This window comes from Pseudoduganella violaceinigra DSM 15887 (assembly GCF_000425385.1).
Taxonomy (GTDB): domain Bacteria; phylum Pseudomonadota; class Gammaproteobacteria; order Burkholderiales; family Burkholderiaceae_D; genus Rugamonas; species Rugamonas violaceinigra.
Genome location: NZ_AUDI01000009.1, coordinates 190,907 through 214,634 on the forward strand (window position 1 = coordinate 190,907; position 23,728 = coordinate 214,634).

General features: G+C 62.0%; 22 protein-coding genes and 2 pseudogenes. 12 read left to right on the forward strand and 12 right to left on the reverse strand.

Translation table 11 applies throughout. The features are described 5' to 3' along the window. The first annotated feature begins 1 nt into the window (after position 1). The gene (locus H597_RS0107150; protein ID WP_028101526.1) at positions 2-1,069 is read left to right on the forward strand and encodes a TonB-dependent receptor plug domain-containing protein; all 1,068 of its coding nucleotides are present in this window, start codon (positions 2-4) and stop codon (positions 1,067-1,069) included. A gap of 23 nt (positions 1,070-1,092) precedes the next feature. On the opposite strand, the gene pnuC is transcribed toward H597_RS0107150, so the two are convergent. Next, entirely contained in the window at positions 1,093-1,659 is a 567-nt protein-coding gene (gene pnuC / locus H597_RS0107155; protein ID WP_028101527.1) for a nicotinamide riboside transporter PnuC, read from the reverse strand. Further along, positions 1,649-3,148, reverse strand: a complete 1,500-nt coding sequence (locus H597_RS0107160) for a tetratricopeptide repeat protein (protein ID WP_028101528.1) — start codon at positions 3,146-3,148, stop codon at positions 1,649-1,651. Before H597_RS0107160 ends, pnuC begins: the two co-directional genes overlap by 11 nt. Positions 3,149-3,354: 206 nt before the next feature. Between H597_RS0107160 and H597_RS0107165 the strand changes: the two genes are divergently transcribed. Then, positions 3,355-4,107 (forward strand): substrate-binding periplasmic protein, encoded by a 753-nt coding sequence (locus tag H597_RS0107165; RefSeq protein ID WP_035373382.1) that lies wholly within the window; start codon positions 3,355-3,357, stop codon positions 4,105-4,107. Here H597_RS0107165 and H597_RS0107170 read toward each other — a convergent pair whose 3' ends face one another. Then, positions 4,108-5,058: an MBL fold metallo-hydrolase gene (locus tag H597_RS0107170; protein WP_028101530.1), complete on the reverse strand. Its 951-nt coding sequence runs from the start codon at positions 5,056-5,058 to the stop codon at positions 4,108-4,110. It lies immediately after the preceding gene. Between the two features lie 100 nt (positions 5,059-5,158). Here H597_RS0107170 and H597_RS30095 point away from each other — a divergent pair, with 100 nt between their 5' ends. Beyond that, on the forward strand, positions 5,159-6,055 hold the full coding sequence (locus H597_RS30095; protein WP_035373385.1) for a LysR family transcriptional regulator: 897 nt from the start codon (positions 5,159-5,161) through the stop codon (positions 6,053-6,055). Here H597_RS30095 and H597_RS0107180 read toward each other — a convergent pair. Then, the gene (locus H597_RS0107180; RefSeq protein ID WP_028101531.1) at positions 6,052-7,032 is read right to left on the reverse strand and encodes a lipin/Ned1/Smp2 family protein; all 981 of its coding nucleotides are present in this window, start codon (positions 7,030-7,032) and stop codon (positions 6,052-6,054) included. The genes H597_RS30095 and H597_RS0107180 overlap by 4 nt on opposite strands. Positions 7,033-7,219: 187 nt before the next feature. Between H597_RS0107180 and H597_RS0107185 the strand changes: the two genes are divergently transcribed. Beyond that, the gene (locus H597_RS0107185; protein WP_161630583.1) at positions 7,220-9,349 is read left to right on the forward strand and encodes a ricin-type beta-trefoil lectin domain protein; all 2,130 of its coding nucleotides are present in this window, start codon (positions 7,220-7,222) and stop codon (positions 9,347-9,349) included. A gap of 22 nt (positions 9,350-9,371) precedes the next feature. Here H597_RS0107185 and H597_RS0107190 read toward each other — a convergent pair whose 3' ends face one another. Both H597_RS0107190 and H597_RS33150 read right to left on the reverse strand, forming a co-directional pair. Continuing rightward, complete coding sequence (locus H597_RS0107190; RefSeq protein ID WP_028101533.1) at positions 9,372-9,746, reverse strand: PH domain-containing protein; 375 nt, start codon at positions 9,744-9,746, stop codon at positions 9,372-9,374. A gap of 36 nt (positions 9,747-9,782) precedes the next feature. Beyond that, positions 9,783-11,825 (reverse strand): putative bifunctional diguanylate cyclase/phosphodiesterase, encoded by a 2,043-nt coding sequence (locus H597_RS33150; protein WP_051293605.1) that lies wholly within the window; start codon positions 11,823-11,825, stop codon positions 9,783-9,785. Positions 11,826-12,086: 261 nt separating this feature from the next. Here H597_RS33150 and H597_RS35645 point away from each other — a divergent pair. Together H597_RS35645 and H597_RS30105 are read left to right on the forward strand one after the other, a co-directional pair. After that, positions 12,087-12,224 (forward strand): annotated as a pseudogene (locus H597_RS35645) (pirin-like C-terminal cupin domain-containing protein); the annotation flags it as partial. Continuing rightward, a pseudogene (locus H597_RS30105) lies at positions 12,203-12,730 on the forward strand (isochorismatase family protein); the annotation flags it as partial. The pseudogenes H597_RS35645 and H597_RS30105, both read left to right, overlap by 22 nt. Here the strand turns inward: H597_RS30105 and H597_RS0107210 are convergent. Genes H597_RS0107210 through H597_RS0107225 form a run of 4 tightly spaced genes read right to left on the reverse strand, consistent with a single transcriptional unit; the run spans position 12,727 to position 16,539 of the window. Then, the gene (locus H597_RS0107210) at positions 12,727-13,629 is read right to left on the reverse strand and encodes a DUF2145 domain-containing protein (RefSeq protein WP_028101534.1); all 903 of its coding nucleotides are present in this window, start codon (positions 13,627-13,629) and stop codon (positions 12,727-12,729) included. The pseudogene H597_RS30105 and the gene H597_RS0107210 overlap by 4 nt on opposite strands. Then, on the reverse strand, positions 13,596-14,048 hold the full coding sequence (locus H597_RS0107215) for a hypothetical protein (RefSeq protein ID WP_028101535.1): 453 nt from the start codon (positions 14,046-14,048) through the stop codon (positions 13,596-13,598). The genes H597_RS0107210 and H597_RS0107215 overlap by 34 nt, the downstream gene beginning before the upstream one ends. A 60-nt stretch (positions 14,049-14,108) precedes the next feature. Beyond that, positions 14,109-14,837, reverse strand: a complete 729-nt coding sequence (locus H597_RS0107220) for a hypothetical protein (protein WP_154668005.1) — start codon at positions 14,835-14,837, stop codon at positions 14,109-14,111. A 10-nt stretch (positions 14,838-14,847) separates the two neighbouring features. Next, entirely contained in the window at positions 14,848-16,539 is a 1,692-nt protein-coding gene (locus tag H597_RS0107225) for an outer membrane protein assembly factor BamB family protein (protein ID WP_161630584.1), read from the reverse strand. Positions 16,540-16,555: 16 nt separating this feature from the next. Between H597_RS0107225 and H597_RS0107230 the strand changes: the two genes are divergently transcribed. Next, positions 16,556-17,338 carry a metallophosphoesterase gene (locus tag H597_RS0107230; RefSeq protein ID WP_028101538.1) on the forward strand — a complete coding sequence of 261 codons (783 nt, stop codon included), beginning with the start codon at positions 16,556-16,558 and terminating at the stop codon, positions 17,336-17,338. Here H597_RS0107230 and H597_RS0107235 read toward each other — a convergent pair. After that, positions 17,335-18,249, reverse strand: coding sequence for a LysR family transcriptional regulator (locus H597_RS0107235; RefSeq protein WP_028101539.1), 915 nt, complete (start codon positions 18,247-18,249; stop codon positions 17,335-17,337). The two genes, H597_RS0107230 and H597_RS0107235, sit on opposite strands and share 4 nt — an antisense overlap. Before the next feature lie 109 nt (positions 18,250-18,358). Here H597_RS0107235 and H597_RS0107240 point away from each other — a divergent pair, with 109 nt between their 5' ends. Beyond that, positions 18,359-19,069: an SDR family oxidoreductase gene (locus H597_RS0107240; RefSeq protein WP_028101540.1), complete on the forward strand. Its 711-nt coding sequence runs from the start codon at positions 18,359-18,361 to the stop codon at positions 19,067-19,069. Positions 19,070-19,086: 17 nt separating this feature from the next. On the opposite strand, the gene H597_RS30110 is transcribed toward H597_RS0107240, so the two are convergent. Further along, complete coding sequence (locus H597_RS30110; RefSeq protein ID WP_035373395.1) at positions 19,087-19,947, reverse strand: CPBP family intramembrane glutamic endopeptidase; 861 nt, start codon at positions 19,945-19,947, stop codon at positions 19,087-19,089. 760 nt (positions 19,948-20,707) lie between these two features. On the opposite strand from H597_RS30110, the gene H597_RS0107255 reads away from it, so the two are divergent. The 4 genes from H597_RS0107255 to H597_RS0107270 all read left to right on the forward strand — a co-directional run bounded on the left by H597_RS0107255 (position 20,708) and on the right by H597_RS0107270 (position 23,363). After that, entirely contained in the window at positions 20,708-21,202 is a 495-nt protein-coding gene (locus H597_RS0107255) for a hypothetical protein (RefSeq protein WP_154668006.1), read from the forward strand. Between the two features lie 60 nt (positions 21,203-21,262). Then, positions 21,263-22,018 carry a DUF5710 domain-containing protein gene (locus tag H597_RS0107260; protein ID WP_229632119.1) on the forward strand — a complete coding sequence of 252 codons (756 nt, stop codon included), beginning with the start codon at positions 21,263-21,265 and terminating at the stop codon, positions 22,016-22,018. Between the two features lie 324 nt (positions 22,019-22,342). Beyond that, positions 22,343-22,573: a hypothetical protein gene (locus tag H597_RS0107265; RefSeq protein WP_028101543.1), complete on the forward strand. Its 231-nt coding sequence runs from the start codon at positions 22,343-22,345 to the stop codon at positions 22,571-22,573. A gap of 97 nt (positions 22,574-22,670) precedes the next feature. Continuing rightward, positions 22,671-23,363: a hypothetical protein gene (locus H597_RS0107270; protein WP_028101544.1), complete on the forward strand. Its 693-nt coding sequence runs from the start codon at positions 22,671-22,673 to the stop codon at positions 23,361-23,363. Positions 23,364-23,728 lie beyond the last annotated feature (365 nt).

Genomic DNA, 23,728 nt, shown 5'->3' on the forward strand with positions numbered 1-23,728 from the left:
CGTGAACCAGCGGCTGGTCTGGACCCTGGGGAACGACCAGACGCTGAGCTGGAACACGTTCGGCGCCGCCAACCTGTTCCGCTTCGAGCGTGAGACGCAGACCAATGTGGAGCTAGGACCGGCCTATCCTTACGGGCATTTCGGCTTCCGGCGCAGGGACGCCATAGGCAGCCTGCGTACGGAGGCCGCCTGGTCGCGCCAATGGAATAGCGGCGCGAGCCTGGAAACATCGTTCAGCCTGAATGCCGGCAAGATCCAGCGCGACCGCAGCTACACTGCGGCTAGCCCGCAGGGCGATGCCCTCCTGGCCCGCGATTACGACAGCCGTCCGGACAGCAGCGGCGGCGCCGCCACCGGCAAATTCAGCTGGCCGGCCCGCAACGACCATACGCTCAGCGCGGGATGGGACGCCGCGCGCAGCAGCCAGCGCGAACGTGAAATCCAGCGCGACCTGCTGGCTGTCGACGCCGGACCGATGGACTTCGACCGCCGCACCGACGCGCGCCTGCGGCGCTTCGCCGTCTACGCCCAGGATGAATGGAATCCCGGCCGCGGCTTCGCCTTGTACGCCGGCCTGCGCAGGGAAAGCAGCAGCACCCGCACGACCGGCAGCGACGTGGCGGCCACCGCGAACCACATGTCGCTCACCAGCCCGACCGTACAAGCGCTTTGGAAACTGCAGGACGAACCGCGCCGGCAGCTGCGCGCGGCGCTGGCCGCAAGCTACAAGGCGCCGGAACTGCAGCAGCTGGCGCCGCGCCGCTTCGCCAGCCTGCTCAACTCGGAAGTGGAACCGGACAGGATCGGCAATCCCGGCCTGCGCCCCGAAACGGTCCGATGCGCACAGCATGCTGCGCTTCAGTGCCGCCGACATGCTGCGCCACCCGGAACGCGCTGGCAGCGCCTACCGGGACGGCAATGGCAGCACCCGGACCCTGTCGCGCGAACAGGGCGGCGCCCGGCTGCAGGCGGGTTATACCCGGCAGTTCTAAGAGGCCGTTGCAAAATGGCCATGGCGTTATTGCAGCTCCTTGCCATGCAGGCGCACTGCCTTCGTCGCTGCGCCTAGCAACGCCCATTTTGAAACAGCCTCTAAGCGCCGGCGGCGCGCTGGCGGCGCCAGTGCCGCCACGCGACCAGGGCGTTGATCCAGTAAGCTGCGTACAGTGCGGCCGTCACGTACAGCCCGCGGCTGGCGTACAGCGGCACGGATACCGTATTGACCAGCAGCCACACCGGCCAGTTCTCGATGCGCCGCCCCATCAGCAGCACCTGGGCGATCACCGAGAACATCAGCACCGCCGAATCGATGAAGGGCGCATAGGCGTTGGTGTAATGCCTCAGCATCAGTCCATACCCGACGGTGGCGGCGGCGCCGGCCAGCGCCATCTTCAGCAGCGTGGCCGGAGGCGCGGTGCGGATATGCAGCGCGTGGCCATGGTCGCCGCGCAGCCACTGGCGCCAGCCAATGACGCAGGTGACGATGAAGAACAGCTGCAGCGCGACGTCGGCATACAGTTGCGTACTGTAGAACAGCACCGCAAACAAGGTGCAGCCGACAATGCCGGTCCACCAGGAATGGAGATTATTTCGCCCCGCCAGGACGATGGAAACAGCCATCACCGCATTGGCGGCGACTTCAAGGGCGCTACTCTGCATGGGTTCCCAATACGATCAGCAAGCCCCGCATGTCCGCGCCGCTTTCCTGGCGCAAGGTGTCGGGGGTGATTTGAAGAATGGCGAAGCCGTGGCTGCGCGCCAAGGCCTCGATGCCGGCGCGCGAATGGGCATAGCGCCCGGATGCGCGCAGCGCGAAGGCTTCCGCGCCGCTGTGCTCCTCCACGGAAAAGGCGAAGACGCCGCCGCCGCGCAGCGCCATGCGCGCCACGGAAAATACCGGTTTCAGGTCGCCCACGTAGACAAACACGTCGGCCGCCACGATGACGTCGACGCTGGATGGGCGCACGCGCAGGTAGCCCACCATATCGCCGCAATACAGGCCGTCGTACAAGCCGGTATCGCGCGCCCGGTCCAGCATGTGCGGCGACAGGTCGACGCCCTCCAGCATGCAGGCCAGGGGCCGCAGCAGGGGGCCGCACAGGCCTGTGCCGCAGCCGGCATCCAGCACATCCAGTTCGCCCAGGGGCAGGTGGCGGCGCAGCGCTTCCACCAGCAGGGTCGGCGTGCGGTAGCGCAGCACGTCGACCAGGTGGTGGTCGAAATTGCCCGCGTACTGGTCGAACAGCGCCTTCACATAGCCGGCCGGCGATGCGCCCGGCGCCTGCTCGGCGCCCATGATGGCGAGCATATAGCCGACCGTGTCGGCATCGGCGCCGAAGGCCAGCGCGGCCTTGTAGGCTTCGACGGCATCGGCCCTGCGCCCCATGGCGCGCAAGGTGTTGGCCATGCCGAGCTGGGCGCGCGCATAGCGCGGGCGCACGGTCAGCGCATCGCGGAAACTGGCCAGCGCTTCCTCATGCTCGCGCAGCCGCAGCAGCAGCGCGCCGCGGGCGCACCACGCTTCCGCGTACTCGGGCTGCAGCTGCAGCGCGCGTTCAAATCCTTCCAGCGCGTCTGCCGGCTTGCCCAGCGCCAGCAGCGAGACGGCGGCGCCGTGCAGGGCTTCGGCATAGGCGCGCCGTACGGCCAGGGCGGCGCCGAAGCTGTCCAGCGCCGCTTCGTGGCGGGCGATCGACTGCAGCGCCAGCGCACGGTTGCACAGCGCTTCGGCATACTCGGGGGACAGGCGCAGCGCCGCATCGTAGCTGTCCAGGGCGCGGTCGATATGGCCCAGGTGGCGCAGTGCATTGCCGCGGTTGCTGAGCGCCACCGCGTAATCGGGCTGCAAGGCCAGGGCGCGCTCGAAACTGGCCAGCGCCTGCGCGAACCGGCCCAGGTCCTGCAGGACCACGCCGCGGTTGCAATGGGCGCTGGCGCGTTGGGCGTCGATGGCCAGGGCGCCGTCGATCAGCAGCAGCGCCCGGCCGGGATCGCCCTGCTGGCGCGCCAGCACCCCGCTCAGGTGCAGGGCATCGAAATTCAACGGTTCGGCGCGCAACACGTCGTCGTACAGGGCTTGCGCACGGCCCAGCTCGCCCCGCTGTTGGAGGGCGACGGCTTGTTGCAGGAGGGCATGGATATCGGTCATGGCCCGTATTACACCAAGCCGTCACACTGGCGTCAAACCGCCGTCATATTCGGCCCGCAAAATGCCTGCATCTGACGCTGCAAGGCGTCACTACCGGGGCCGGCGGTCGGGAAATATACCGGCACCACACAGAGTGGCTTTACCCTTTACAGCAACGCCGCCATCTGAAACACTGTCCACGTGGATACTTTCGGATGCTCCCAGCCATGAGGCTGTTGCTCACTGCCCTATTATTCCAGCTGGTCATCCCCGCCTGGGCTTGCACCCTGCGCCTGGCGCCGGAAGAGTGGCCACCTTATTTTTATCACAACGACAAGGCCGTCCTGACCGGCGTCGACTACGATTTGCTGGTGGCCATCCTCAGCCACGCCGGCTGCGCCCTGCAGGTGGAAAAGGAAATGCCGCCTGCGCGGCGCAATGTATTGTTTCAACAAGGCAAGCTCGACTTGCTGATGGCCGCTTCGCTGACCGAGGAAAGGCGCGGCTACGCCCGTTTCAGCCTGCCCTACCGGCAAGAGACGGTCGGCCTGTTCACCCTGCCGGAAAAGCTCGACAAATTTCGCCGCATCGACAGTTTCCAGGGCATCGTCGCCCAGCGCGTCAGCCTGCTGGCGCCGCGCCTGGGCTACTATGGCGACGATTACGAGCGCGCCCTGCCGCTGCTAAATGCCGAAGGGCGGCGCAGCACCTTCGGCACGTTCGAGCAGGGCATCAAGATGCTGGAAGCGGGGCGCGGCGACCTGATCATGGGCGACGCCAACGCCCTGCGCCATATCGCCCGCGCGCAGAATGTGAAAATCGCGCCGCTGGCGTACATCCCCTACCGGGCGCCCGTCCACATCATGCTGAACGCCGCCAGCACCACGCAGGCGCAGCTGACGCGCATCAACCATGCCATTGCCCAGCTGGAGCAGAACGGCGCCCTGGCCGCCATCCGCGCCCGCTACGGGGTCAATTGATCACTGGCGAAATTCCGCATAGGCGGCCGGGATATTGATGCCCTTGTGTACCCAGTCGTAGATCGCATAGCCTTGGAAGGCGGGCAGGTCGGCGTGCGCCTGCGCCTGCTCCAGCGTCATGCCCTGCGCGTGGGCGTCCTGCACCGCCGCCTTCAGCGCGGCCAGGTAGTCCAGGTGCCATTTCATGTCCTGCTTGCCGATCACCGGACCGTGGCCCGGTACGATGCGCGCATCGGCCGGCAGGAAGTTGTACAGGCGGGTCAGCGTGTCCAGCGTGTCCTGCACATGGCCATCGAGCAGCCATGGCAGCGAAGGCCGGCCCGCAATCACCGGATTACCGGTGAACGCCACTTTCGCCTGCGGGTCCCACACCACCAGGTCGCCGCCGGTCTGGCCGAAGCCGAAATCGATGATTTCCACCACCTTGCCGCCCAGGTCCAGCTGCATGCGGCCGTCCTTTTCCAGCAGCACGTCGCCGGTGCGCGGCTTGATCTTGTCGATGCCGCGGCCCTTGCCGAAGGCGCCTTCCATGAACTGCACGTCCTTGGCGAAGTTGGCGTCCACATAGGCTTTGGCTGCCGCGTGCTGGATCACGGTGGTCGACTTCGGCAGGTAGTAATTGCCGTAAGAGTGGTCGCCGTGGTAGCTGGTATTGACGGCGTAGCGGACCGCGCCGTGGCGCTTGGCCTCCGCCATCACCTGCTTGTGCAGGCGCTCGTTGATCATGGTATCGACCACCAGCACGCCCTTGCTGCCGGACAGGATGCCCGACGTGGTGGCGAGCGGCACGCCGTCGGCGGCCCTGGCCGCGTCGGCCGGCACCATGGCATAGACGCCCTCGGCCAGCTTGTGCGTTTTCAGTTCGACCTTGTTGGCATCCCAGATCGGTTCCCCGGCCTGCGCCGCGCTGGCGGCCAGCAACAGCGCCGCACCCATTGTCTTGAAATTCATGCTTCTCTCCTGTGAAGGTTTTATACTGCCCTCATCTTAGGGGGCCGCCGCACTTGCGGGGGCCTCGCACCGAGCACACAGAATACTCCAGGAGAGAACAATGCAGGACCGCTACGAAGACCTGCGGACGTTTGTGGCGGTGGTGGAGGCCGAGGGCTTCTCCGGCGCCGCCCTGCGCCTGGGTGTAGTCAAGTCGGCGGTGAGCCGGCGCATCAGCGAGCTGGAGGACCGCCTGGGTACGCAGCTGCTGGTGCGCTCGACGCGCAGCATGAGCGTGACCGAGGCCGGCGCCACGCTGTATGAGCGCGCCCTGCGTTTGCTGGAAGACCTGCACGATGCCGAGACGGAGGTCGCTTCCGGCAGCAGCGCCCTGCGCGGCAAGCTGCGCGTGGCCGGACCGATGTCCTTTGGCGTCATGTGCCTGGCGCCCCTGGCGGCCGAATTCGCCGACCAGCATCCGGACCTGGCGGTGGAGCTGGACCTGAACGACCGCATCGTCAATATCGTCAATGAAGGCTTCGACCTGGCGATCCGCATTTCGCGCCTGAAGGACTCCAGCCTGGTGGCGCGCAGCATCGCTTCGGTCGAACATACCCTGTGCGCCAGCCCGGCCTACCTGGCGGCGCACGGCGTGCCGCGCATGCCGCACGACCTGCTGGCGCACCGGGGCCTGGCCTACAGCAACCTGGAAGAGAGCGCATACTGGTCCTTTTGCGATCCCGCCGGCGGTCCGGCTTTCAGCGTGGAGGTGCGCTCGCCGTTCCGTGTCAATAACGGCGCGGCGCTGCGCGAGGCCGCCATCCAGGGCCACGGCATCGCCTACCTGCCCCACTTCATCGTGGCGCAAGCCATCGCACGCGGCGAACTGCGGCCCTTGCTGGAGGACTGGCGCAAGCCTTCGGTGGAGGTGTACGCCGTCTATCCGACGCGGCGCAACCTCCCCTTGCGGGTACGCGCCTTCATCGACTTCCTGATGGCGCGCTGCACGGCGCGCTAGCGGCGGCAGCTGGCGGCAGGCGTCGGCTCGACCACGAAGCTGAAATGGGCGGTATAGTCGCCCTGGATGGCCTGCGTGCCGGACGCGCCGGCATTCGGACCGATGATGTAGGTTTGCGCTTTGGGGATGCCGCCGTCGGCATACGCGGCGATATCCGTCGTCGCGTTGCCGTAGGCGCGCACGATATTCAGGCCGACCGTGTTGCGCAGGTAGCGCACATAGTCGGTCTTGAACTGCTGCGTATCCGGCGGAATCGGGCCGCCGCCATACGGGTTCGAATGGTAATGCCATTGGCCCATGCCCTGGATCTTCAGCCACTCCAGGCCGTCCTTGGTCACCCAGTACGGGCGCCCGGTCAGGAAGATCACCTGGTAGCCCTTCCTGCGATAGGCGTCCACCACTTGCGGTGCATACGAATACGGCGTCGCCGTCTTCACGCCAACATAGTCCGCGTAAGCCTCGAAGTCGTTGATCGTCAGCGTGCCGTCGATGTCGAACAGCACCGCATCGCGGTTCGGGTCGACCACGCTCAGGTAGCCGTTGGTGGCGCTCAGGTCGCCTTCCACCACAAAGCGCACCACATAGTCGCCAACCGGGCGCACGCCAAGCGGCACATTGATCTTGCCGTCGCTGTCGGTGATGAAGCTGCCCAGATACTGCCACTGCGCCATGCCGCTGCCGTACAGGTAGGCATGCACGCGCTCTCCTTCCAGGTCCTTGTGCAGCAGCGCGTCGTAATCGAATTTGCCGGTGATCGCGGCCGCCTGCCCCGCTTTCACAATGACGTCGTGCGCCATATGCCACGGTTTGTACAGGCCGGCCAGGATGGTGTTGCCGAAATGGCTGAAGGCCTTGCGCGCGGGGCCGGAAAGGGCGGGCGGATTGGCCGCCGTCACGTAGTCCGGGCAAGCCGCCGTGGCAGGCAGGGTGGAAAGGGTGCACGCGAACATAAGGGCGCGGCTAAGGGATCCTGGCATGTTTAAGCTCCTGTAAATAGTCCAGCGGTGAACGATCCGTTCGGGACGGCGAACCGGCCAAGCTAGCAACTCTTTGCTACAAGTAAATGACCGCACGAGCCAAAATCTTAGAGGCATGCCTCCAGCGCGCAGCCGCCATTCCTGGGGTAAGTTGGCGTGTTTCGAAGCACCCATTTCTGGAGGCAGAATGAAACTGTCTGGCGTCGTCCTTTCTCTCCTGCTTGGGATGCAGGCCGCGCAGGCTGCGGACCTGGGCCTTGGCATCCGCACGCAATACGATGTGGCGATGGATACGCCCCTCAACCGCATCCAGGTGCTGGGCGCGCACAACGCGTGGAACGACAGCGGCGCCACCTGGGCCAACCAGCGCTGGCCGATGAACCAGCTGCTCAATGTCGGCATCCGCAACGTCGACCTCGACCTGCACATGGATAACGGCGAAGTGAAGTTGTGCCACCAGGATTGCCGCGCCATCTACGGCGCAGCGGACAATTACCCCAACGAGCTGTGGAAGATACGCACCTGGCTTGATGCCAACCCGAAGGCCATCGTCTTTGTCGACCTGGAAGACCGCGCCGACAACCAGCCCGGCGTGGTCAATCCCCTGCTCTCCGTGTTCGGCGCGCTGCTGTACAAACCTTCCGACAAGCCGGCCGGGCGCTGGGAATCGCCGCGCGAAATGATCGCGCGCGGCAAGCGCGTGATCGTCAAATCCGCCAACAACACCTACGACGGCGCCGTGGTCTGGCAAGGGCCGCTGTTCGCCACCGGCGCTGCCGGCGGCTGGAACAGCCGGCAGGTCAAATTCGTCAACCCCGCCAACTGCACCGTGGACGGCCTGCCCATGGACCAGGACAAGATCTACGCCGTGTCCGACTCCAAGCTGGGCAAGGATGTGCTGCCCGACTCCTGGGTCGACGAAACCGGCACCATCGACGCCTCCAATATTCCCGCCCTGATGCGCTGCGGCGTGGACAACGTCGATGCCGACCGCTGGGATGAGGGCATGATCGCCGCCGCCATCTGGTCCTGGGCGGACGGCGAGCCAAACGGCGGCGCCGGGGAAAACTGCGCGCAGCTACGCAGCGACGGACGCTGGAACGACGCCGCCTGTGCCGCGCCGCTGCGCTTCGCCTGCCAGAACCGCTCGCAGCCCGACGACTGGCGCGTGACGGCGGCGGCCGGTCCATGGCAAGGCGGCAAACAGGCCTGCGCCGCGGCGTTCGGCGGCGGCTTCGCCTTTTCCGTTCCCGCCAACGCCTATATGAACGAGCGGCTGCGGATAGCGTCCGGCGCGATGCCGGTATGGCTCAACTACTCCGACCAGGCGGAAGAAGGCAAATGGGAAAAGTATGACGATGCCCCGGCGCGCTGGGACACCGGCGCCTATGGCAACAACGAAGACCGCGTCCAGACTCTGCGCCTGCCCGGCGCCGGCGCGGTGCGCGTGAATATCGGCGGCGCGCTGGGCGCGGGCGACGTCCTGCGCATCTACGACAGCAACCGCCGCCTGCTGCAGGCATTCAGCGGCAACCTGGCGCATATGCTGGTGGTGGCCGACAACGCCGTCATCGCGCAGCTGGTGAGCGACGGCGCCGGCACGGCCGCCGGCGCCAGCGTTTCCATCGAAGCGCTGGCCACCTCATGGCGCAGCGGCCCTTACGGCAATAACGAGGACCGCTCGCAATGGCTGACCGTGCCCGGCGCCGCCGCCCTCAAGGTGTATGTCAACGGCAGCACCGACGCCAACCGCGATTTCATCCAGGTGTACGACCGCAATGGCGCCCTGGTGAAAACCCTGTCCGGCGCCATCGCGGCCAGTTTCATGGTCAGCGGCGACAGCGCCCGGATCCGCCTGACCTCCGACGCATCGGTTACAGGAGCCGGCGTGACGGCCAGCGTCAAGCCGGGGGCCGCCTATTCCTTCCGCAAGCTGGTGGACGGGCGCGGCAAGTGCATGGACATCGAAGGCAACAATATGTCGAACGGCACCCCGGTACACCACTGGAGCTGCCAGGGCCAGGCGACGCAGCTGTGGTACCAGGACCCGGACGGACTACTGCGCAGCAAGAACAATCCCGATAAATGCGTGGACGTCTATGCCTTCGGCACCGGCAACGGTTCAAAACTGGTGATTTGGGATTGCAACGACCAGGCCAACCAGCGCTTCGCCTGGTACGGCCAGACCCTGCGGCCTTCCCACGCGCCCGGCAAGGCGGTGGACGTGAAGGATGCCTGGTGGGGTTCGTTCGACGGCCAGGACCTGCACTTGTGGGACTTCCAGGAAAGCTGGGGCCAGACCTGGCACTGGGAATGAAGGCGCGGCCCCGGGCCGGGCCTTATTTCAGCACATAGCTGGCCAGGACGGCCTGCACCTCATAGCTCAGGCGCTTGTTGAATTTTTGCGCGAAAGGCTCGGCGGTGCTGGAGATCCAGATCTTCAGGTCCGCATCCAGGTCCAGCGGGCCGCCGGTCTCGATGCTGAAGTGCGTCACGCTCTTGTAGGGAATCGAATGGAATTCCATCTTGGTTCCCGTGATGCCCTGCTTGTTCACCACCACCAGGCGCTTGTCGGTGAAGACGAAATAATCGCGGATCAGCTGGTAGGCATGTTCGACGCGCTCATTCGGCGCCAGCACCTTGCCGAATTCCTCGCTGATCTCGTCGTTGTCGATCTTGGACGCATTGCCCAGAATGCCGCTGAAAAGTCCCACCGTGAAAGCTCCTTGGATATGAGGCCGGCCAGTCTATCAGGCCGCGCCGACGATCGTCATTTCATTACGGTCCAGCAGGTAGGCGCGCACCGCGTAGCCGGCCAGCGGACGGGCGAAGTAGTAGCCTTGCAGCAGGTCGCAGCCCAGACGGCGCAGCTGCGCCGCCTGCACGGAATCTTCCACCCCTTCGGCGACGATTTCGAGGCCGAGGTTGCGCGCCAGGCCGACGGCGGTGGCGCAGATCTCCAGGTCCTTCTCGCTCTGGCCGATATCGCGCACAAAGCTGCGATCGAGCTTGAAGGAATGCACCGGCAGCATCTTCAGGTAGCCGAGCGACGAGTAGCCGGTGCCGAAGTCGTCGATCGACAGGCGCACACCCAGGCTGCGCAAGGATTCCAGTCTTTCGATGGAGCGCTGCGGGTCCTGCATCAGGACCGACTCGGTGATTTCCAGCTCAAGATCCTCGCCGCGCAGGCCGGCGCGTTCCAGCGCCTGCTGTACGGTTTCGTCCAGGTCGGACAGCAGCAGCTGCTGCGCCGACAGGTTCACCGCCACGCGGAAATCGTCGAAGCCCATGGCGCGCCAATCGGCCAGCTGCTGGCAGGCGCTGTCGATCACCCACGAGCCGATGGCGGCAATGGCGCCGGATTCCTCCGCCAGTGGAATGAATTTGTCCGGCATGATGACGCCCAACGCCGGATGCTGCCAGCGGATCAGCGCTTCCACACCCAGCACGCGCTCGGTGACGGCGCAAACCTGCGGCTGGTAGTGCAGGAAGAACTGGCCGTTTTCGAGCGCTTCATTGAGCTCGTTCTCCAGGCCGATGCGCTCGCTCAGCGACTGCTGCAGCGTAGGATGGAAGATGCGCAGGTTGCCCGGCCCGGCGTCGCGCGCCTCGTGCAGCGCCAGCCCGGCCGAGGCCAGCAAATCTTCCGCCGACAGGGCGTGGTCGGGATAAAGCGCCACGCCGGCGCTGAACGTCATGTTCAACTCCGTGCCTTCGATGGTGATCGGCGGCTTGATCGCTGCCAGCACACCCTCCACTTCGCGTTCGATGCCGGCCCAGGTCTTGTGGCCGGCGATGCCGACCACGAAACGGGCGCTGCCCAGGCGCGCCACCAGGCGGCGCCGGCCGCAGTGGGCGCGCAGGCGCTGCGCCACCTCGACCAGCACCTGGTTGCCGGCCTCGTGGCCGCGCGTACCGTTGATGATGGCCAGGCGGTCCAGGTCCAGCAGCAGCACGCCCATGCGGGTCAGGCTCGATTCGCTCCACAGGAACATGGCGCGCAGCTTTTCCAGCGCGCCCGCGCGGTTGGGCAGGCGGGTCAGCGCATCATTGGTCAAGGCATGTTCGAAGCGGCGGCTGGACAGCCTGTGGCTCTCCACTTCACGCTGCAGCGCCGCGCTGATGCGGATTTTCTCGGTCAGGCGCTGGGTCGTTTCGCGCCGCACCAGCAGCAGGTAGGAGGCGGCCAGGAACAGGAAACCGAAGCCGCTCACATACGGCAGGCGCAGTAAACCCGTATCGGTGGCGCCGCCCAGCGCCGTGGTGACCGTAATCAGCGCCATCGACACCCAGACCAGGCGGTTCGAGAAGCGGGCGCGCTGGCGCCGGGCGCGGACGCAGAAGACCACGCCGAACACCGCGGCACCGACCGTCAGCAGGCGGTTGACGGCATAGGCCGGGGTCGTCGTACCGGACAGCAGGAAGGCAGGCTCGCCCCATGCCAGTTGCACGGGCGCGTCGCTGGCCAGCGCGGCAAAGCGGTAGCCGAAGGGCGAGACCAGGTTGTCGACCACCAGCAGCGCCGAAATGCAGGCAACCCCGTAAGCGAGGCGGAAGGCGAGCTTGCGCTTATCCAGGGCGGCGACCAGGTACCAGATCTGCGGCACCAGCAACAGCGAGAAGAAATTGGCCCACTTGTGGGCCGAGATGGCCTGCGCCAGGCCAGGCGCGAGCAACTGCAGCACGTTCGCGTACTGGAAGCCGGCGAACGTCAGGCAGATCACAGCGAAAGTCCAGCATGCCCGCTCATAGGAGCTGTTGCGCGCCAGCAGGCCCGCGTGGAATGCAGACATTGCTAGCGCTCCCACGGAGATCAGGTAGAGCGAAGCAATGGGTGTAGCCATCTAGTCCTCGTAAGTTGACAAAACTCGTTATTTTATTACAAACGCGGAAAAGCTCCATCGTTCTTCTCATGGAACGCTGATGGCCGATTTTTCGTCTATCCCGGACGCCCCGCCTGGCAGATACTGAATTGCTACTTATACCAAGTCTACAGCATGAGATCCAGTTAAAAAGTGTCATCGCTGTCCACTACGGTACGAGCATGGGGTCGGCTGAGCGGGCAAGCGATCGGCGAACCGATCATCGGCCATGGCCCGTTCGTCATGAACGCGGAAGGCGAAATCGAACAGGCATTCCAGGATTTCACGCGCGGCAAATTCGGCCGCATTTGGACCGCCAGCTGCTGGTGAATAATATCGTCGGCGCCTGCAAGGGTGCGCTGGCGTACGGACTGCCGATCGTGCATTCCACGGTCAATGTGAAGACTGGCCTGAACAAGCCGCCGATCAGCCAGATCGGCAAGGTGCTGGAGGGCATCCCGACCTATGACCGTATCAGCATCAATTCCTGGGAAGACGTGGAGTTCCGCAAGGCGGTGGAAGCCACCGGCCGCAAGAAACTGATCATGACCGCGCTGTGGACCGAGGCCTGCCTCACCTTTCCCGCACTGGACGCGCTGCGCGAAGGCTATGACGTCTACGTGGTGGCCGACGCCGTCGGCGGCACCTCGGCCACGGCCCACGAAATGGCGCTGCGCCGCATCGAACGGGCGGGCGGCAAGATGATCAGCGTGCCGCAGATGTTCTGCGAACTGCAGCGCGACTGGCAGCGCAAGGAGACGGTGCCGGCCTTCATGAACCTGTTCATCGAAACCGGCGGCACCGCCGGCCTGCAATTCGGCTACGACCGCCGTTAATCGAAGGCGATCACATCGTCTCCGGGCTGGGCTTCGCAACCCGGCCCCATCGCCTGCCAGCCGCGCCGGACCACGATGTGGCTGGCGTTGTAGCAAAGCTCGATGCGCCGCGCCTGCGGCGCCTCGCGCTGGACGAAGTGTTCAATGGACGTCGGCAGGCTGACACGCATGGTCTGCGCGCGCAGGTCGTCATCCGGATGGTCCCGCACGTGCACCATCGGCACGAAATGGGCGGCAAACACCAGCATCCGGCCGACATGCACCGGCTCCGCTTCGTAGCCGCGCTCGCGCAGCCAGGCCTGAGCTTCCTCGCGCCTGGCCGTGCCCGCCCCCCAGGCACTGGCGATCAGCTCCACCAGCCATTGGTTGCAGTTCTGGAAGCGCGTGCTGTAGGCGTAGGCGTTGGCGCTATATTCCCCGGCCAGCAGCGCCAGCGGGGTTTGCGGATCGAGCGCGGCCGCCTGCAGGGCGGCGCCTTGTGCCTCCGGCAGCAGCACCAGCGACAAATGGCCCTGATCGGGCTCTTCCGAACCGAAAACAAAACCTGCCATGCCCTGGTCGAAAATGCGCGGACGCGCCTCGTCGCAGGCGTAGTACAGCTGGCGCACCGACCACGGACTGTTCGGATTGGCCTTGAGCGCGAGGCCGGCATGGGAATAGCGCAAGCCGAAGCGCGCCAGGTCCAGGCCGGCGCGCGACACCACCGCGGCGGTGGCGCCGGAGCGCTCCAGTTCATCCTTCACCACGGCCGCAAATCGCAGCACGTGGTCCTGCACCGTCGCCGTCACCTTGGCGGGACGGTCGCAGAACATCAATCCACCCGCCTGCGCCGCGGCATTCCAGCCCAGCGCCAGGCAGGCGGCGATCAGATGGCGTGCGAGCGCAGTTCGCGTTGCCATGCGTCGTGCAGTGCCAGGAAGAAGGCCTGGCGGGTGTCGGCGTAGGCAAATTCGTAGCCGTAGGGGCGCTCGCTGACCTGCACCAAGGCGCCGGCCGGCAGCGCGCGTTCGGCCAGGGCGGCCTTCGGCAGGTCGAGGAAGAATTCCTTGCCTTCGCCGCGCAGGGTCAGGCGTGCGGCGCCCGGCTTGCCCGGAGCTTCCGCCACGTCCATCACGCGGTACTGGCCCGCAGCGACTTTTTTCTTGTCGTCGCCGCTGGAGCTCTTGCTCGAAGCGCCGATCGAATCGGACACGCTGCCAGAGATGTCTGAGCCGGCGCTGGAGGCAGAGGAAGCAGAACTGCCGGCGCGGGCAGGGATGGCGATGGCGGCAGCGAGCGCGGACAGGGCGGCGGCGCGGCGCAGAAGTTGCATACTCATTAACGGTATCTCCGGTTAAAATCGTCGCGAAGATTATACGCGTTGCAGGTGACAGTTTGGCTAGCGTGCGAACCAGGCGGGATCAAGCCCTTCGGCCTCCATTTGCGCCAAGTCGACGATCGGCGCAAAGCGCTGCAGGCGCGCCTGCGCTTCGCTCGCATAGCGGTACGCAAAGTCTTCACGCTCGGTAGTCGTGCGCTGGTAATAGGCTTGATCGCCGCGCTTGTTGTAGTCGGCGTGATGGCCGATTTCATGCAGCAGCGTGCGGAACAGCACGGTATTGCGCATGCTCGAAGGCGTGGGCCGGAACTCCAGCCCACGGCGGGTCTTGACGACTTCTTGGCCGTCGTCGCGCAGGCGCGCCAGCTCGCGGGCGCGCTCGGGATCGATGTGTCTGGACCAACGGTAAGGTCTGAGCGAATGGGCTTCGAGTACGATCGCCGGTCCTTGCAACCCTTGCTCGTCGAAATGCCATAAAGCGCGGCCCCATACCGGCGCATGCAGCTCTTGCTTACGGGTCGGCTGGCGCAGCACGAAGATTTCAACCGGCGCCGCAACTTGCTCCAGCACGGCCGCGATATCGTCCACCGTGCAGGGGTAGGTATACCCTGGCCGCGCCGGGTCGACAAGAAACGTGATGTCCCGCCCCTTCACCTGTCGGCGCACGACAATCGCAGCGGCGGGTGCACCGCGCTGGTCGGGAATCCAGAAGCTGTTTTCCCGGCCGAGGCCATTGGCTTTGGTTCCGGCGTGACGGTTACGGCGTGTCGGATTCCAGCCTGGCCTCATCTCATTCTCTTTAATGCAGGTTGATCGCGGTGATGGACGTTTTGCCCTTGATATACAAAATTCCATTGGCCGACAGGGCCAGGCTGCCGCTTGCGCGATAACGCCACACCTGCTGATGGCTGCTGCGGTCGATCGCGTAAGTAGCCCTGTCCGTACTGACGAAGACCAGGTTTTTTGTCAATAAGACATCGCTCACGAAGGACTCACCGTCCGGGCGCGGCCAGGTCCAGTCAACGCTGCCATTGAGCTCACTGAGCGCGGCCAGCCTTTCTGTCCAATTATTGGCGACAAAGACTGTTCCATCCGCGTAGGCGGGATTGCCCGAATAGCCCCCCGTCGAACTCCAACGCACGGTGTTGGACACGGTGTCATATGCCGAGATCGCATTCTTCTGGGGCGAACCGAAATTCCCGGCGAAAACCAGGCCTGCGCTGCCGATCACCGGCGCGCCGCTGCCCGTCGGGCCATTCCAGTCGCGCTTGGGGTCGTCAATCATGGCACGCGTCGCTCCCGTCGCTGCGTCCATCACATGGAGCTGGCCACCGACATACGCATACAGTCCATGCGTGTCCAGTGCAGGCGTCCAGCCTTCAAAATTCGGCATGTTGGCTGCCAGGCGGTCGCCGGCACTCGCGCCAATCGAATACAGGGCACCGCTATTGCCGTCATCCGAGCCGCCGGCAGTGAAGACGCGGTCCCCATAAATGGTCGGCGCCAGGTTGAGCGCCCCGGCTCCCAAGACAGTGTTAAACACCTGGCTACCATTGGTGCTATCGATGGCAATAATCGAGGACGTGTTTGGCAGCCCGGCCACGACATACACCTTTCCGTTGGCATATGCGGGCGCATTGATGCGGGCGGAGAGGTTTTCTTTCGCATTGCCGGCCCAGGCCTCGCTGCCGTCGGCTTCGTTATAGGCTGCAATGGTAACGGGCCCGCCGTTGCCGCCTTCGCCATAAGCCGTGAACAAACGTCCCCCGCCCGTGACGACCGCGGATGGGACCCGCTGCTCGCCCTGGATCGCAGGAGTGTCCATTTTCCAGCGCGGGCTGAAAGCGCCGGGATTCAGGATGACAGGCACATAGCCGGTGTGCGAAGCATTGGCCTGGAAGGTGCCCCAGTCCTCCGCTCCTGGCAAGGCGGCCAGCGGCGTCAGGGAGAACGGCTTGACCTGCCCATCCGCTGGAACCACGTCAACCTCGTAAGGCAGCTTAAACGGCGAACCCGGCAGCTGCGCACTGCAATTTGCGTCCAGGCAGAGACTGACCTCGAGGTTGCCCGCATAGTGGCCCGCTTTGATCGCAGCCGAGGTCCGGATCTGGATATCGGTACCACCGTCGGCATTGGCCCGCATATAGAACCCTGCTTCAAACAAGTCGGAATCGGGCTTGACCCCTACGGCGGCAAATTCGGGGGATGCCGGCGCCCTCTTCACCTTGAAGTCGAGCGCGGCAGGATAACCTTCCACCGCGCTGGCCGTCAGCGAACTTGGCGCCACCGTATATGCCGCGGGCGCGGCAACGGTAGGCTGTTGCGGATTGGCAGGTGTGGAAGGAACGGAAGTGCTGCTGGAGCCGCCACCGCCGCAGCCGGCGAGCATCGCGGCCAACAAGGTAGCGCAAAAGGTGTGGGTGATTCTCATTACCATTAAAACAATTAAAATTATGCAACGCCTATTATAATGTTTGCTGGGCAATGCCATCCAAAGAACGTTTCTTATGCGCCTACTCATCCTCTCCGATCTCCACCGCGAATTCTGGCGCAAGCACCAGGTTTCGTTCGATACCGCCGCCAGTGCGCCGGACGCCGTCGTGCTGGCCGGCGACATCGACACCAACGGCGTACGCGCTGTTCAATGGGCGGAAAAGTCCTTCGATGGCATCCCGGTGATTTATGTGCACGGCAACCATGAAGGTTATGGCCATAACCTGGATCGTGAAATCGAGAAGATCCGCGCCGCCAGCGCCGCCACCAGCAACGTGACGTTCCTGGACTGCGGGGAACACATCGTGGGGAATGTACGCTTCCTGGGCGCCGCTTTATGGACCGACTTCAAACTGTTCGGTGACGACCGGCGCTACTTTGCCATGGCCAGGGCGGAAGAAGCCATGTCCGACTACCGGTGCATCCGGCTCGCCAGCAAAAGTTACGGCAGACTACGCAGCAAAGATACTGCCCTCTTTCACGAGCAGCAGAAGTCCTGGATCGCCGAAAAGCTCGCCACACGGCATGACGGCCCGACCGTCGTCGTGACCCACATGGCCCCGTCGATGCGATCGGTGCCGACACAGTACGCCAATGATCTATTGTCCTCAGCGTACGCATCGAACCTGGATGAGGTGGTGGAAAAGGCCGACATTTGGGTGCACGGCCATATGCACGAATCGCTCGACTACAAAATTGGACCGTGCCGCGTTGTGTGCAACCCGTTCGGATATATGTCGAGGGACGGCAGCCAGGAAAACGAACGCTTTGATCCGAACTTCATCGTCGAGGTCTAGCAAAAATCGTTGCGCTTAAAGCCCGGCCAATTCGCCACGGTGGACTGCAGGAACTCGATCAACGCACGCGTGCGCAGAGGCATGAAACGCCTGGAGGGATAGAGCAAATGAACTTCATGGGGTGCCGCTTCCCAGTCCGGCAGGAGCCGTACAAGTTGCCCGCTTTTCAGCAAATCGTGGATTAGCCAAAGCGGCGCCATGCCCAATGCGAACCCCGACGCCAGGGACTGGCGCACGGCAAGCGAATTATTAACCCGCAGTCGCCCATTCACTTCAACCGCCGTGACCGTGTCATCGCGGTAGAAGCTGATGCGGTCACCGCCTTCCAGCCATGCGTACCGCACAAAGTTATGCCTGGCCAAATCCTGCAAGGCTTGCGGCGTACCGAAGCGTTCCAGGTAGTGCGGTGAGGCCACCAGGATGCGGGGCGACGAAGCGATTTTTCGCGCGATGACGTTCCCTGGCAAAACACCGCCCAACCGCACAGCCAAATCGACTCCCTCTTCGACCAGGTCAATCAGGCGGTCGTTCAAAATCAACTCGATCTGTATTCCCGGATGCGAGTCCAGAAATTGCAGGATCGCAGCGTTCAAATGCGCCTCGCCGATGCCGACCGGCGCGTTCACCCGTAGCAAACCAGAGGGCTGCTCCAGCGCGCCACGCACGTCCGCCAAGGCCTCCTCATACGCATCCAGCACGCGTTTGGAGCGCTCATAGAATCGTTTGCCCGCATCCGTGAGCGCCAGGCTGGTGGAACTGCGCTCCAGCAGGCGTGCAGCCAGCGTGCGCTCGAGATTCGCGATCGTCTTGCTGACGGTTGGCTGCGTAATGCCAGCCTCGCGGGCGGCGGCCGACAAACTGCCCGTCTCGACGACACGTACAAAAAACTGCATTCCTTTGAGTTGATCCATTGCTCTCCGCATTCTATTTTGGAATGGAACCTATTCAAAATGACCCAATACCCATCGCTTTTCGAAGAGCATACACTGCGTCGCAACTCAACTTCAATCGGAGGCAGGAATGTTCGAACATCAACACGTCGTCATTTTCGGTGGCAGCAGCGGGATCGGCCTGGCCACCGCCAGTCAAGCGCGGAGCCTGGGCGCAAAACTTACTTTGGTCGGCCGAAGCCATGAGAAATTGAAGCGCGCAGCGGAAGCGCTGGGAGGCGCCCGGATCGTTCAGGCCGACATTACCGACCGCGCGGCCGTCGAACAGGTATTCGCCGGCGCAGAGCGCGTGGATCATTTGCTGATCACGGCGGGCGCCTACAACGCGGGCCGTGTGGCCGACACCGATCCGGATATCCTGCTGCGCGCGCTGGACGAGCGTATTGCTGGGCCACTGTATGCGATCAAGGCGGCATTGCCTCTATTCTCGCCGCGCGCTTCCATCACCTTGATGGGCGGGCAGTTGTCGGATCGTCCCAGCGGCAACGGTGTTGCAGTGATTTCAGCCGCGGTACGCGGCGTCGAGGCGCTGGCGGGTGCGCTGGCGCAAGAACTGAAGCCGATTCGCGTCAATGTGATCGCGCCGGGCTTCACCGATACGCCGCTATTCGACGTGCTGGGAGAAAACCGTACCGCCTTCCTGCAGCAGGTTGCCGAGAGCCTTCCGGTCGGACGCGTGGGACGGGCGGAGGAAATTGCTTCCGCCATCCTGTTCATGATGAGCAATGCCTACGTCAACGGCGAAGTGCTGCATATCGATGGCGGTGGCCGCCTGGTGTAGCGGCGCACCATCATCGTTCAGGCAGCACGCGGATATGTGAACGCGACGAAATGCACCAGGTTGAGCAGGAAGTGGGCGGCGATCGGGAATTCGATGCGCCGCGTCCTGGCGTACAGCAGCGCGTAAGCGAAACCCGCCACGCTGGCGAGCGCCGCAAACTGCCAGCCGCCGCCAAGGTGGGCGGCGCCGAACAGCAGACCAGAAGCTGCAATAGCCAATACACCGCCGAAGCGTTCCAGTTGTCCCTGAATCACGCCGCGGAAGAAGGCTTCTTCCGCCACGCAGACAAACAGCAGGTTGACGGCGGCGAACAGCGCCAGGAAGGACGGCAGCTTGAAATCGGGGCGCACAAATCCCATTGCCCAGCCGATCCCCAACACGCCCAGCAACAGCGCTGGAACAAGCGATGCCGACGATTTCCACGCTGCGGCAAAATCGCGCCAGGAGCTGGCGCGGCGGCAAAAGAAGACCAGCAGCACCAGCCCGACCACGCCCTTGTCGAAGTTCGCATACATGGTGTACGGCACCGATTGGGCCGATATGCGGAAGTCCTTCAACAGCAAGGGATTGTCGTAGCCGGGAACCGCATGCACGGCAAGCGCAAATGCCAGCGCCAGGGTCAACGCCGTAAACAGCAAGCGCACGGCGGTTTTGCCATGACGGGTTGCCAGCCATGCGAAAACCGGCAAGGCGGCGATGCTGGCCAAGGCAGCGGGGTGCAGCACACCAGCCGCCAAGCCGGTGCCGACCGCAAGCCCGAGCAAAAGCAGCCAGAAATGGCGCAGGAAAACCGGCCGATTATCGTGCCCGGCCGCCAAGCCGGTGCTGACAATCGAAAGACCCAACAAGCCGAACGGCAGCCAGGCCAGCGCAGGCATTGAGTGACACCAGAGCTGAGACATATTCATGTGCAAATCAAACACTTAACGGCCTATTCGCCACTTCGATTGAGATGTCGCGCCATGTAGAATGAGATTTCTTTCAGACTTGCCACAAAAGTTAAGATTTCCCTCCGTGCTAATCTTTTGAGCAATTGCATAAGACCCTCAACTAAGAAAACACTTCGCCGGCCCATTGACTCATTTACCTCAAGTGTTAAGGATACACAAGGTATGCAACCCGGTCCGGATGGATTCGGAGGAGTGTACTTCATCTTACGACGAGCTAATAAAGAAGACGCATGAAACAATTGGAGCAGTTGACTGACGATCCGTTTTTCCGTTGGAGCCAGGATTCTGAGTGGAATGCCTGCATCGGCCCGCAAGGCCACGAAGAAAACTATATTGATGGCTAGTGGGAGCCTTGCGTACCACTCCTTCGCAGGAGCTGCAATCCACATCAACCCGATTGACGCAGGCTCTAACATTTAACTAAGTATAAAAGCTCCATTCAACTAGGGAGAAAGAATTGGGAAATCAAGCACAAGTGCTTAGTTTGATCAGCTTATGCGTCATTGTCCTTGGCTTTAGCATTTGGCATTTACGTACACTCCATGGGCATGCAATACGCCTAATCTGGCTATTTTTCGGCATCGGATGTCATGCTTCATTCCTGATCCTAATGTTTGCCAGGGAGATTGGTGCCATCGATAGTAATGGATCGTTTAGTGGCCCTGTCGGTCATGTTCTTGACGTGTCTATGAAGTTGTTCATGGACATAAATGGAGACTTTTTGTTGGCCATTGGTATAGTTTCCATGCTCGTCGTGCCGCAGTTGATTGCCTACGTTTTGAGTGGCCTCTCAAGAAATGCTGGCCCCGTTTTATTCGTCGGCCCGGCGATAGACTTCTTGGTTTGGTTTGTTGCAAAGTCGTTTATTACGATAGCCGGGTTACTATCTGTTGTACTTGGCGCGGCAATTTGGTACCACTGGCTCGGCCCGCGTAATAGTGAATTTGTGCTCACCTGCCTCAGCATAATAGTGCTCACGACCACGTGCGCATTCGTCGTAATAGTGATCCGCCTCTTAGGCGGGGAGCTACTTGAGCTCATCACGGCAAACTGTCCTCGCGTCATTGTCCACTGGGCGCGGAGCATCCATTGGTACGCAAGCGGAGGTGCCGGCTCTCCGGTCCGCAAGCAGAGCATGGAAAACCAGAAGCTAATGCAAAAACTCAATTCCGAGCGGAGTTGACGGCCGCCGGACTGGTCGTTCTTACAGTCCCGAGATCGGCCAGGCATCGGAACAATTGCAATGGCCAGTTTTAGTCTTGGCAGTGTGCTGCAGGCGCACGTGAGTGAGGCTGGTGGATATATTTGCAAAATCAATGCCGAAATCACCGCCGCCTCGGCCTTGGCTAGGCCAGTGCATAAGCTACACATTCATCGAAGGAAGGGAGGCCGCATGACCCGCGTCAATCTCAACGTACCGTTTTCCGAAAAAGACGAGGCGAAACAGCTTGGTGCTCGATGGGACCCGTCATCGAAGGTCTGGTTTGTACCGGAAGGAGTAAATCCCCACCTTTTCCAGAGGTGGCTGCCAGACCCACCACCAGACGTCACCATCCGAGCAAATAGTTACCGCGTCGCGGAGACTGAAGATACATGCTGGAAGTGTGGTGAGCTGACTCGAATGTACAGTTTCTTACTGCCAGCCGGTTATCAGACCTTCGAGCAAGGAGAAGATTATATCGACGCCTGGTACACCAATGAGGGGGCGTCCATGGTCTCATACGTTACTGACCTCTTGCCCACTGTCGTAGCTCATATCAAATCCATTACCCGGCACTACTACTTGGATTTTAGTAAGACGACCAATAGCTCTTACTGGATGAACCATTGCGAGCATTGTGGGATGAAGCAAGGCGATTTTGCAATGCATTGCGAACCCGGAGGCGCCTTTTTCCCAATGGACGAAGAAGACGTATCGTCCATTAAGCTTCAACATGTGAACGAACCATTTAGCTGTAATGGCAGTACATCGTACGACAGTCTGATCAGCGATCTCTAGATCGTTATGACTCGGAATAATTGGCCTACCGATGCCGCCTGTGGCGGCGCCCACAGAAGCCCCCAAGTCCCGCATGACGGGACGTTCGATGTCGATACTGAATTCGATGCAAGCTATCTAGCAGCATAGACAGCGACTGCCAAGTTCAAGTAGCTCAATCTGGTCTGACATTCATTGTTGGATCGGTCGGATAAACCGTATATCTGGCCGCAAAAGCTGTTTAATAGATTTGACCGTCTTGGGCGAAGGACAGACTATTACGAGAGCTACCACAGGCTGAGTGGTGCCAGCTACATATCTGGTGAGGACACGATGAACTGGCTAATGTCTATCCAGGTTGATGGCGCAACACATCAAGAGATGAGCACAGAGGCTTGGGCGTATTCGATAATGATGACGAGGCTTGCAGCGAAGTTCTTTTTGGAGAGTGTTGCTGCTTGCCTCATTTCCAACGGGCGAATCGACAACGAGGATTTAACGACGCTTCGGAACGGCCTTGCTGAGGCTGCTGAAATGATATCGCTGGCTGCTGGCGTTCCGCAGGTCGATAGTTAAAATGTACATAAGCCCGAACGGATGGATTAGAGGCGTCCTCCGCCAGAAAGCGGTCAGGAGCCGACACTAGCCATTTTATGGAATACGAGGACTGCAAATGAAAGATGTGGTAACTGATGAAGAACTGAATGTATTCAAGATACATGGTTTGTACATGGCACACGCAGTACTTGAAGACGAGGAAGGTCTGGAATATGCGAACGGCCTTTACTTGTATCAGCCTACGCGCTTCTGCGAAACGTTCTGGGTTGTATTCAGCAAGCTTGCTCAGCTAAACAACTATTGCTTTCACCAACTGGTGTCGTCGCATTCACATCTGTCCGAACTCAAATCGCAACGTGACGAGGCTAAGAATCAACGCTGGCCCTCTGCCGAAGAATTGGATTACTACGACGAGCAGATTCCGGGTTGGGAAAATAATGTAGATGTTATTGCAAAGGCAAACGCAATTGTCCTACTTTGCAGCTTTGCAGAATGGGCGTTGAAGACCATTTCCAAAGAACTGACTTCCGAGGTGCCACGAAAGACCAGTCGAGACCTAAGCGATATTGAACACCTTCTTCAACATATCAAGGAGAATGCTGGCCTGGCGCTGCCTGATCAAGATCTGGAATTATCGATAATTCACTCCTTCCGAACGATCAGGAATGCCTTTGCTCATGGCAATTGGCAAGAGTTGGGACAACAGCTTGCCGTGTTGAGGCTTCGAGACTGCTTTGAAGCAGTTTCAAGTCTCGTGATGGAGATTGAAATTGCAGCTTGGGAGAGCAAGTGGGCGGAAACGACGTAGTCCACGTTACGAACTAACTGCTTCCTGGATCGTCTAACTCTGGCACGGTTTTCCAATGGGTACCAAGCCGTGTTTGTATAAGAAAGTATTGGGGTCACGCTGTTTGCCGCGTGGAGTTGCTCACTTCATAGAGCCCTCAATTAATGGTCCATATCGTTCGTCGGAAAAGGCATCCCTTCCTTCGCTTTGCAACCGCAACGTATAAGCGAAATTTTCTACGCATTCGATCCCGGTGAAGCGCCCGTTGAGCAATTGTTCGCGATCTGGAGAAATGCCCCTCCGATAAACGAGTGACGTAAATTTAAGCGACAGACGTGACTTCAGATCCCCGAACAATTTTCCCGACCTTACTGGGCGGCGCCATC

Excerpts from the sequence above, each read along its gene's own strand:
- pnuC (WP_028101527.1), bottom strand. The coding sequence starts at position 1,659 with ATGCAGAGTAGCGCCCTTGAAGTCGCCGCCAATGCGGTGATGGCTGTT.
- H597_RS0107160 (WP_028101528.1), bottom strand. The coding sequence starts at position 3,148 with ATGACCGATATCCATGCCCTCCTGCAACAAGCCGTCGCCCTCCAACAG.
- H597_RS0107165 (WP_035373382.1), top strand. The coding sequence starts at position 3,355 with ATGAGGCTGTTGCTCACTGCCCTATTATTCCAGCTGGTCATCCCCGCC.
- H597_RS0107170 (WP_028101530.1), bottom strand. The coding sequence starts at position 5,058 with ATGAATTTCAAGACAATGGGTGCGGCGCTGTTGCTGGCCGCCAGCGCG.
- H597_RS30095 (WP_035373385.1), top strand. The coding sequence starts at position 5,159 with ATGCAGGACCGCTACGAAGACCTGCGGACGTTTGTGGCGGTGGTGGAG.
- H597_RS0107180 (WP_028101531.1), bottom strand. The coding sequence starts at position 7,032 with ATGCCAGGATCCCTTAGCCGCGCCCTTATGTTCGCGTGCACCCTTTCC.
- H597_RS0107185 (WP_161630583.1), top strand. The coding sequence starts at position 7,220 with ATGAAACTGTCTGGCGTCGTCCTTTCTCTCCTGCTTGGGATGCAGGCC.
- H597_RS33150 (WP_051293605.1), bottom strand. The coding sequence starts at position 11,825 with ATGTCTGCATTCCACGCGGGCCTGCTGGCGCGCAACAGCTCCTATGAG.
- H597_RS0107210 (WP_028101534.1), bottom strand. The coding sequence starts at position 13,629 with ATGGCAACGCGAACTGCGCTCGCACGCCATCTGATCGCCGCCTGCCTG.
- H597_RS0107215 (WP_028101535.1), bottom strand. The coding sequence starts at position 14,048 with ATGAGTATGCAACTTCTGCGCCGCGCCGCCGCCCTGTCCGCGCTCGCT.
- H597_RS0107220 (WP_154668005.1), bottom strand. The coding sequence starts at position 14,837 with ATGAGGCCAGGCTGGAATCCGACACGCCGTAACCGTCACGCCGGAACC.
- H597_RS0107225 (WP_161630584.1), bottom strand. The coding sequence starts at position 16,539 with ATGGCATTGCCCAGCAAACATTATAATAGGCGTTGCATAATTTTAATT.
- H597_RS0107230 (WP_028101538.1), top strand. The coding sequence starts at position 16,556 with ATGCGCCTACTCATCCTCTCCGATCTCCACCGCGAATTCTGGCGCAAG.
- H597_RS0107235 (WP_028101539.1), bottom strand. The coding sequence starts at position 18,249 with ATGGATCAACTCAAAGGAATGCAGTTTTTTGTACGTGTCGTCGAGACG.
- H597_RS0107240 (WP_028101540.1), top strand. The coding sequence starts at position 18,359 with ATGTTCGAACATCAACACGTCGTCATTTTCGGTGGCAGCAGCGGGATC.
- H597_RS30110 (WP_035373395.1), bottom strand. The coding sequence starts at position 19,947 with ATGCCTGCGCTGGCCTGGCTGCCGTTCGGCTTGTTGGGTCTTTCGATT.
- H597_RS0107255 (WP_154668006.1), top strand. The coding sequence starts at position 20,708 with ATGAAGTTGTTCATGGACATAAATGGAGACTTTTTGTTGGCCATTGGT.
- H597_RS0107260 (WP_229632119.1), top strand. The coding sequence starts at position 21,263 with ATGGCCAGTTTTAGTCTTGGCAGTGTGCTGCAGGCGCACGTGAGTGAG.
- H597_RS0107265 (WP_028101543.1), top strand. The coding sequence starts at position 22,343 with ATGTCTATCCAGGTTGATGGCGCAACACATCAAGAGATGAGCACAGAG.
- H597_RS0107270 (WP_028101544.1), top strand. The coding sequence starts at position 22,671 with ATGAAAGATGTGGTAACTGATGAAGAACTGAATGTATTCAAGATACAT.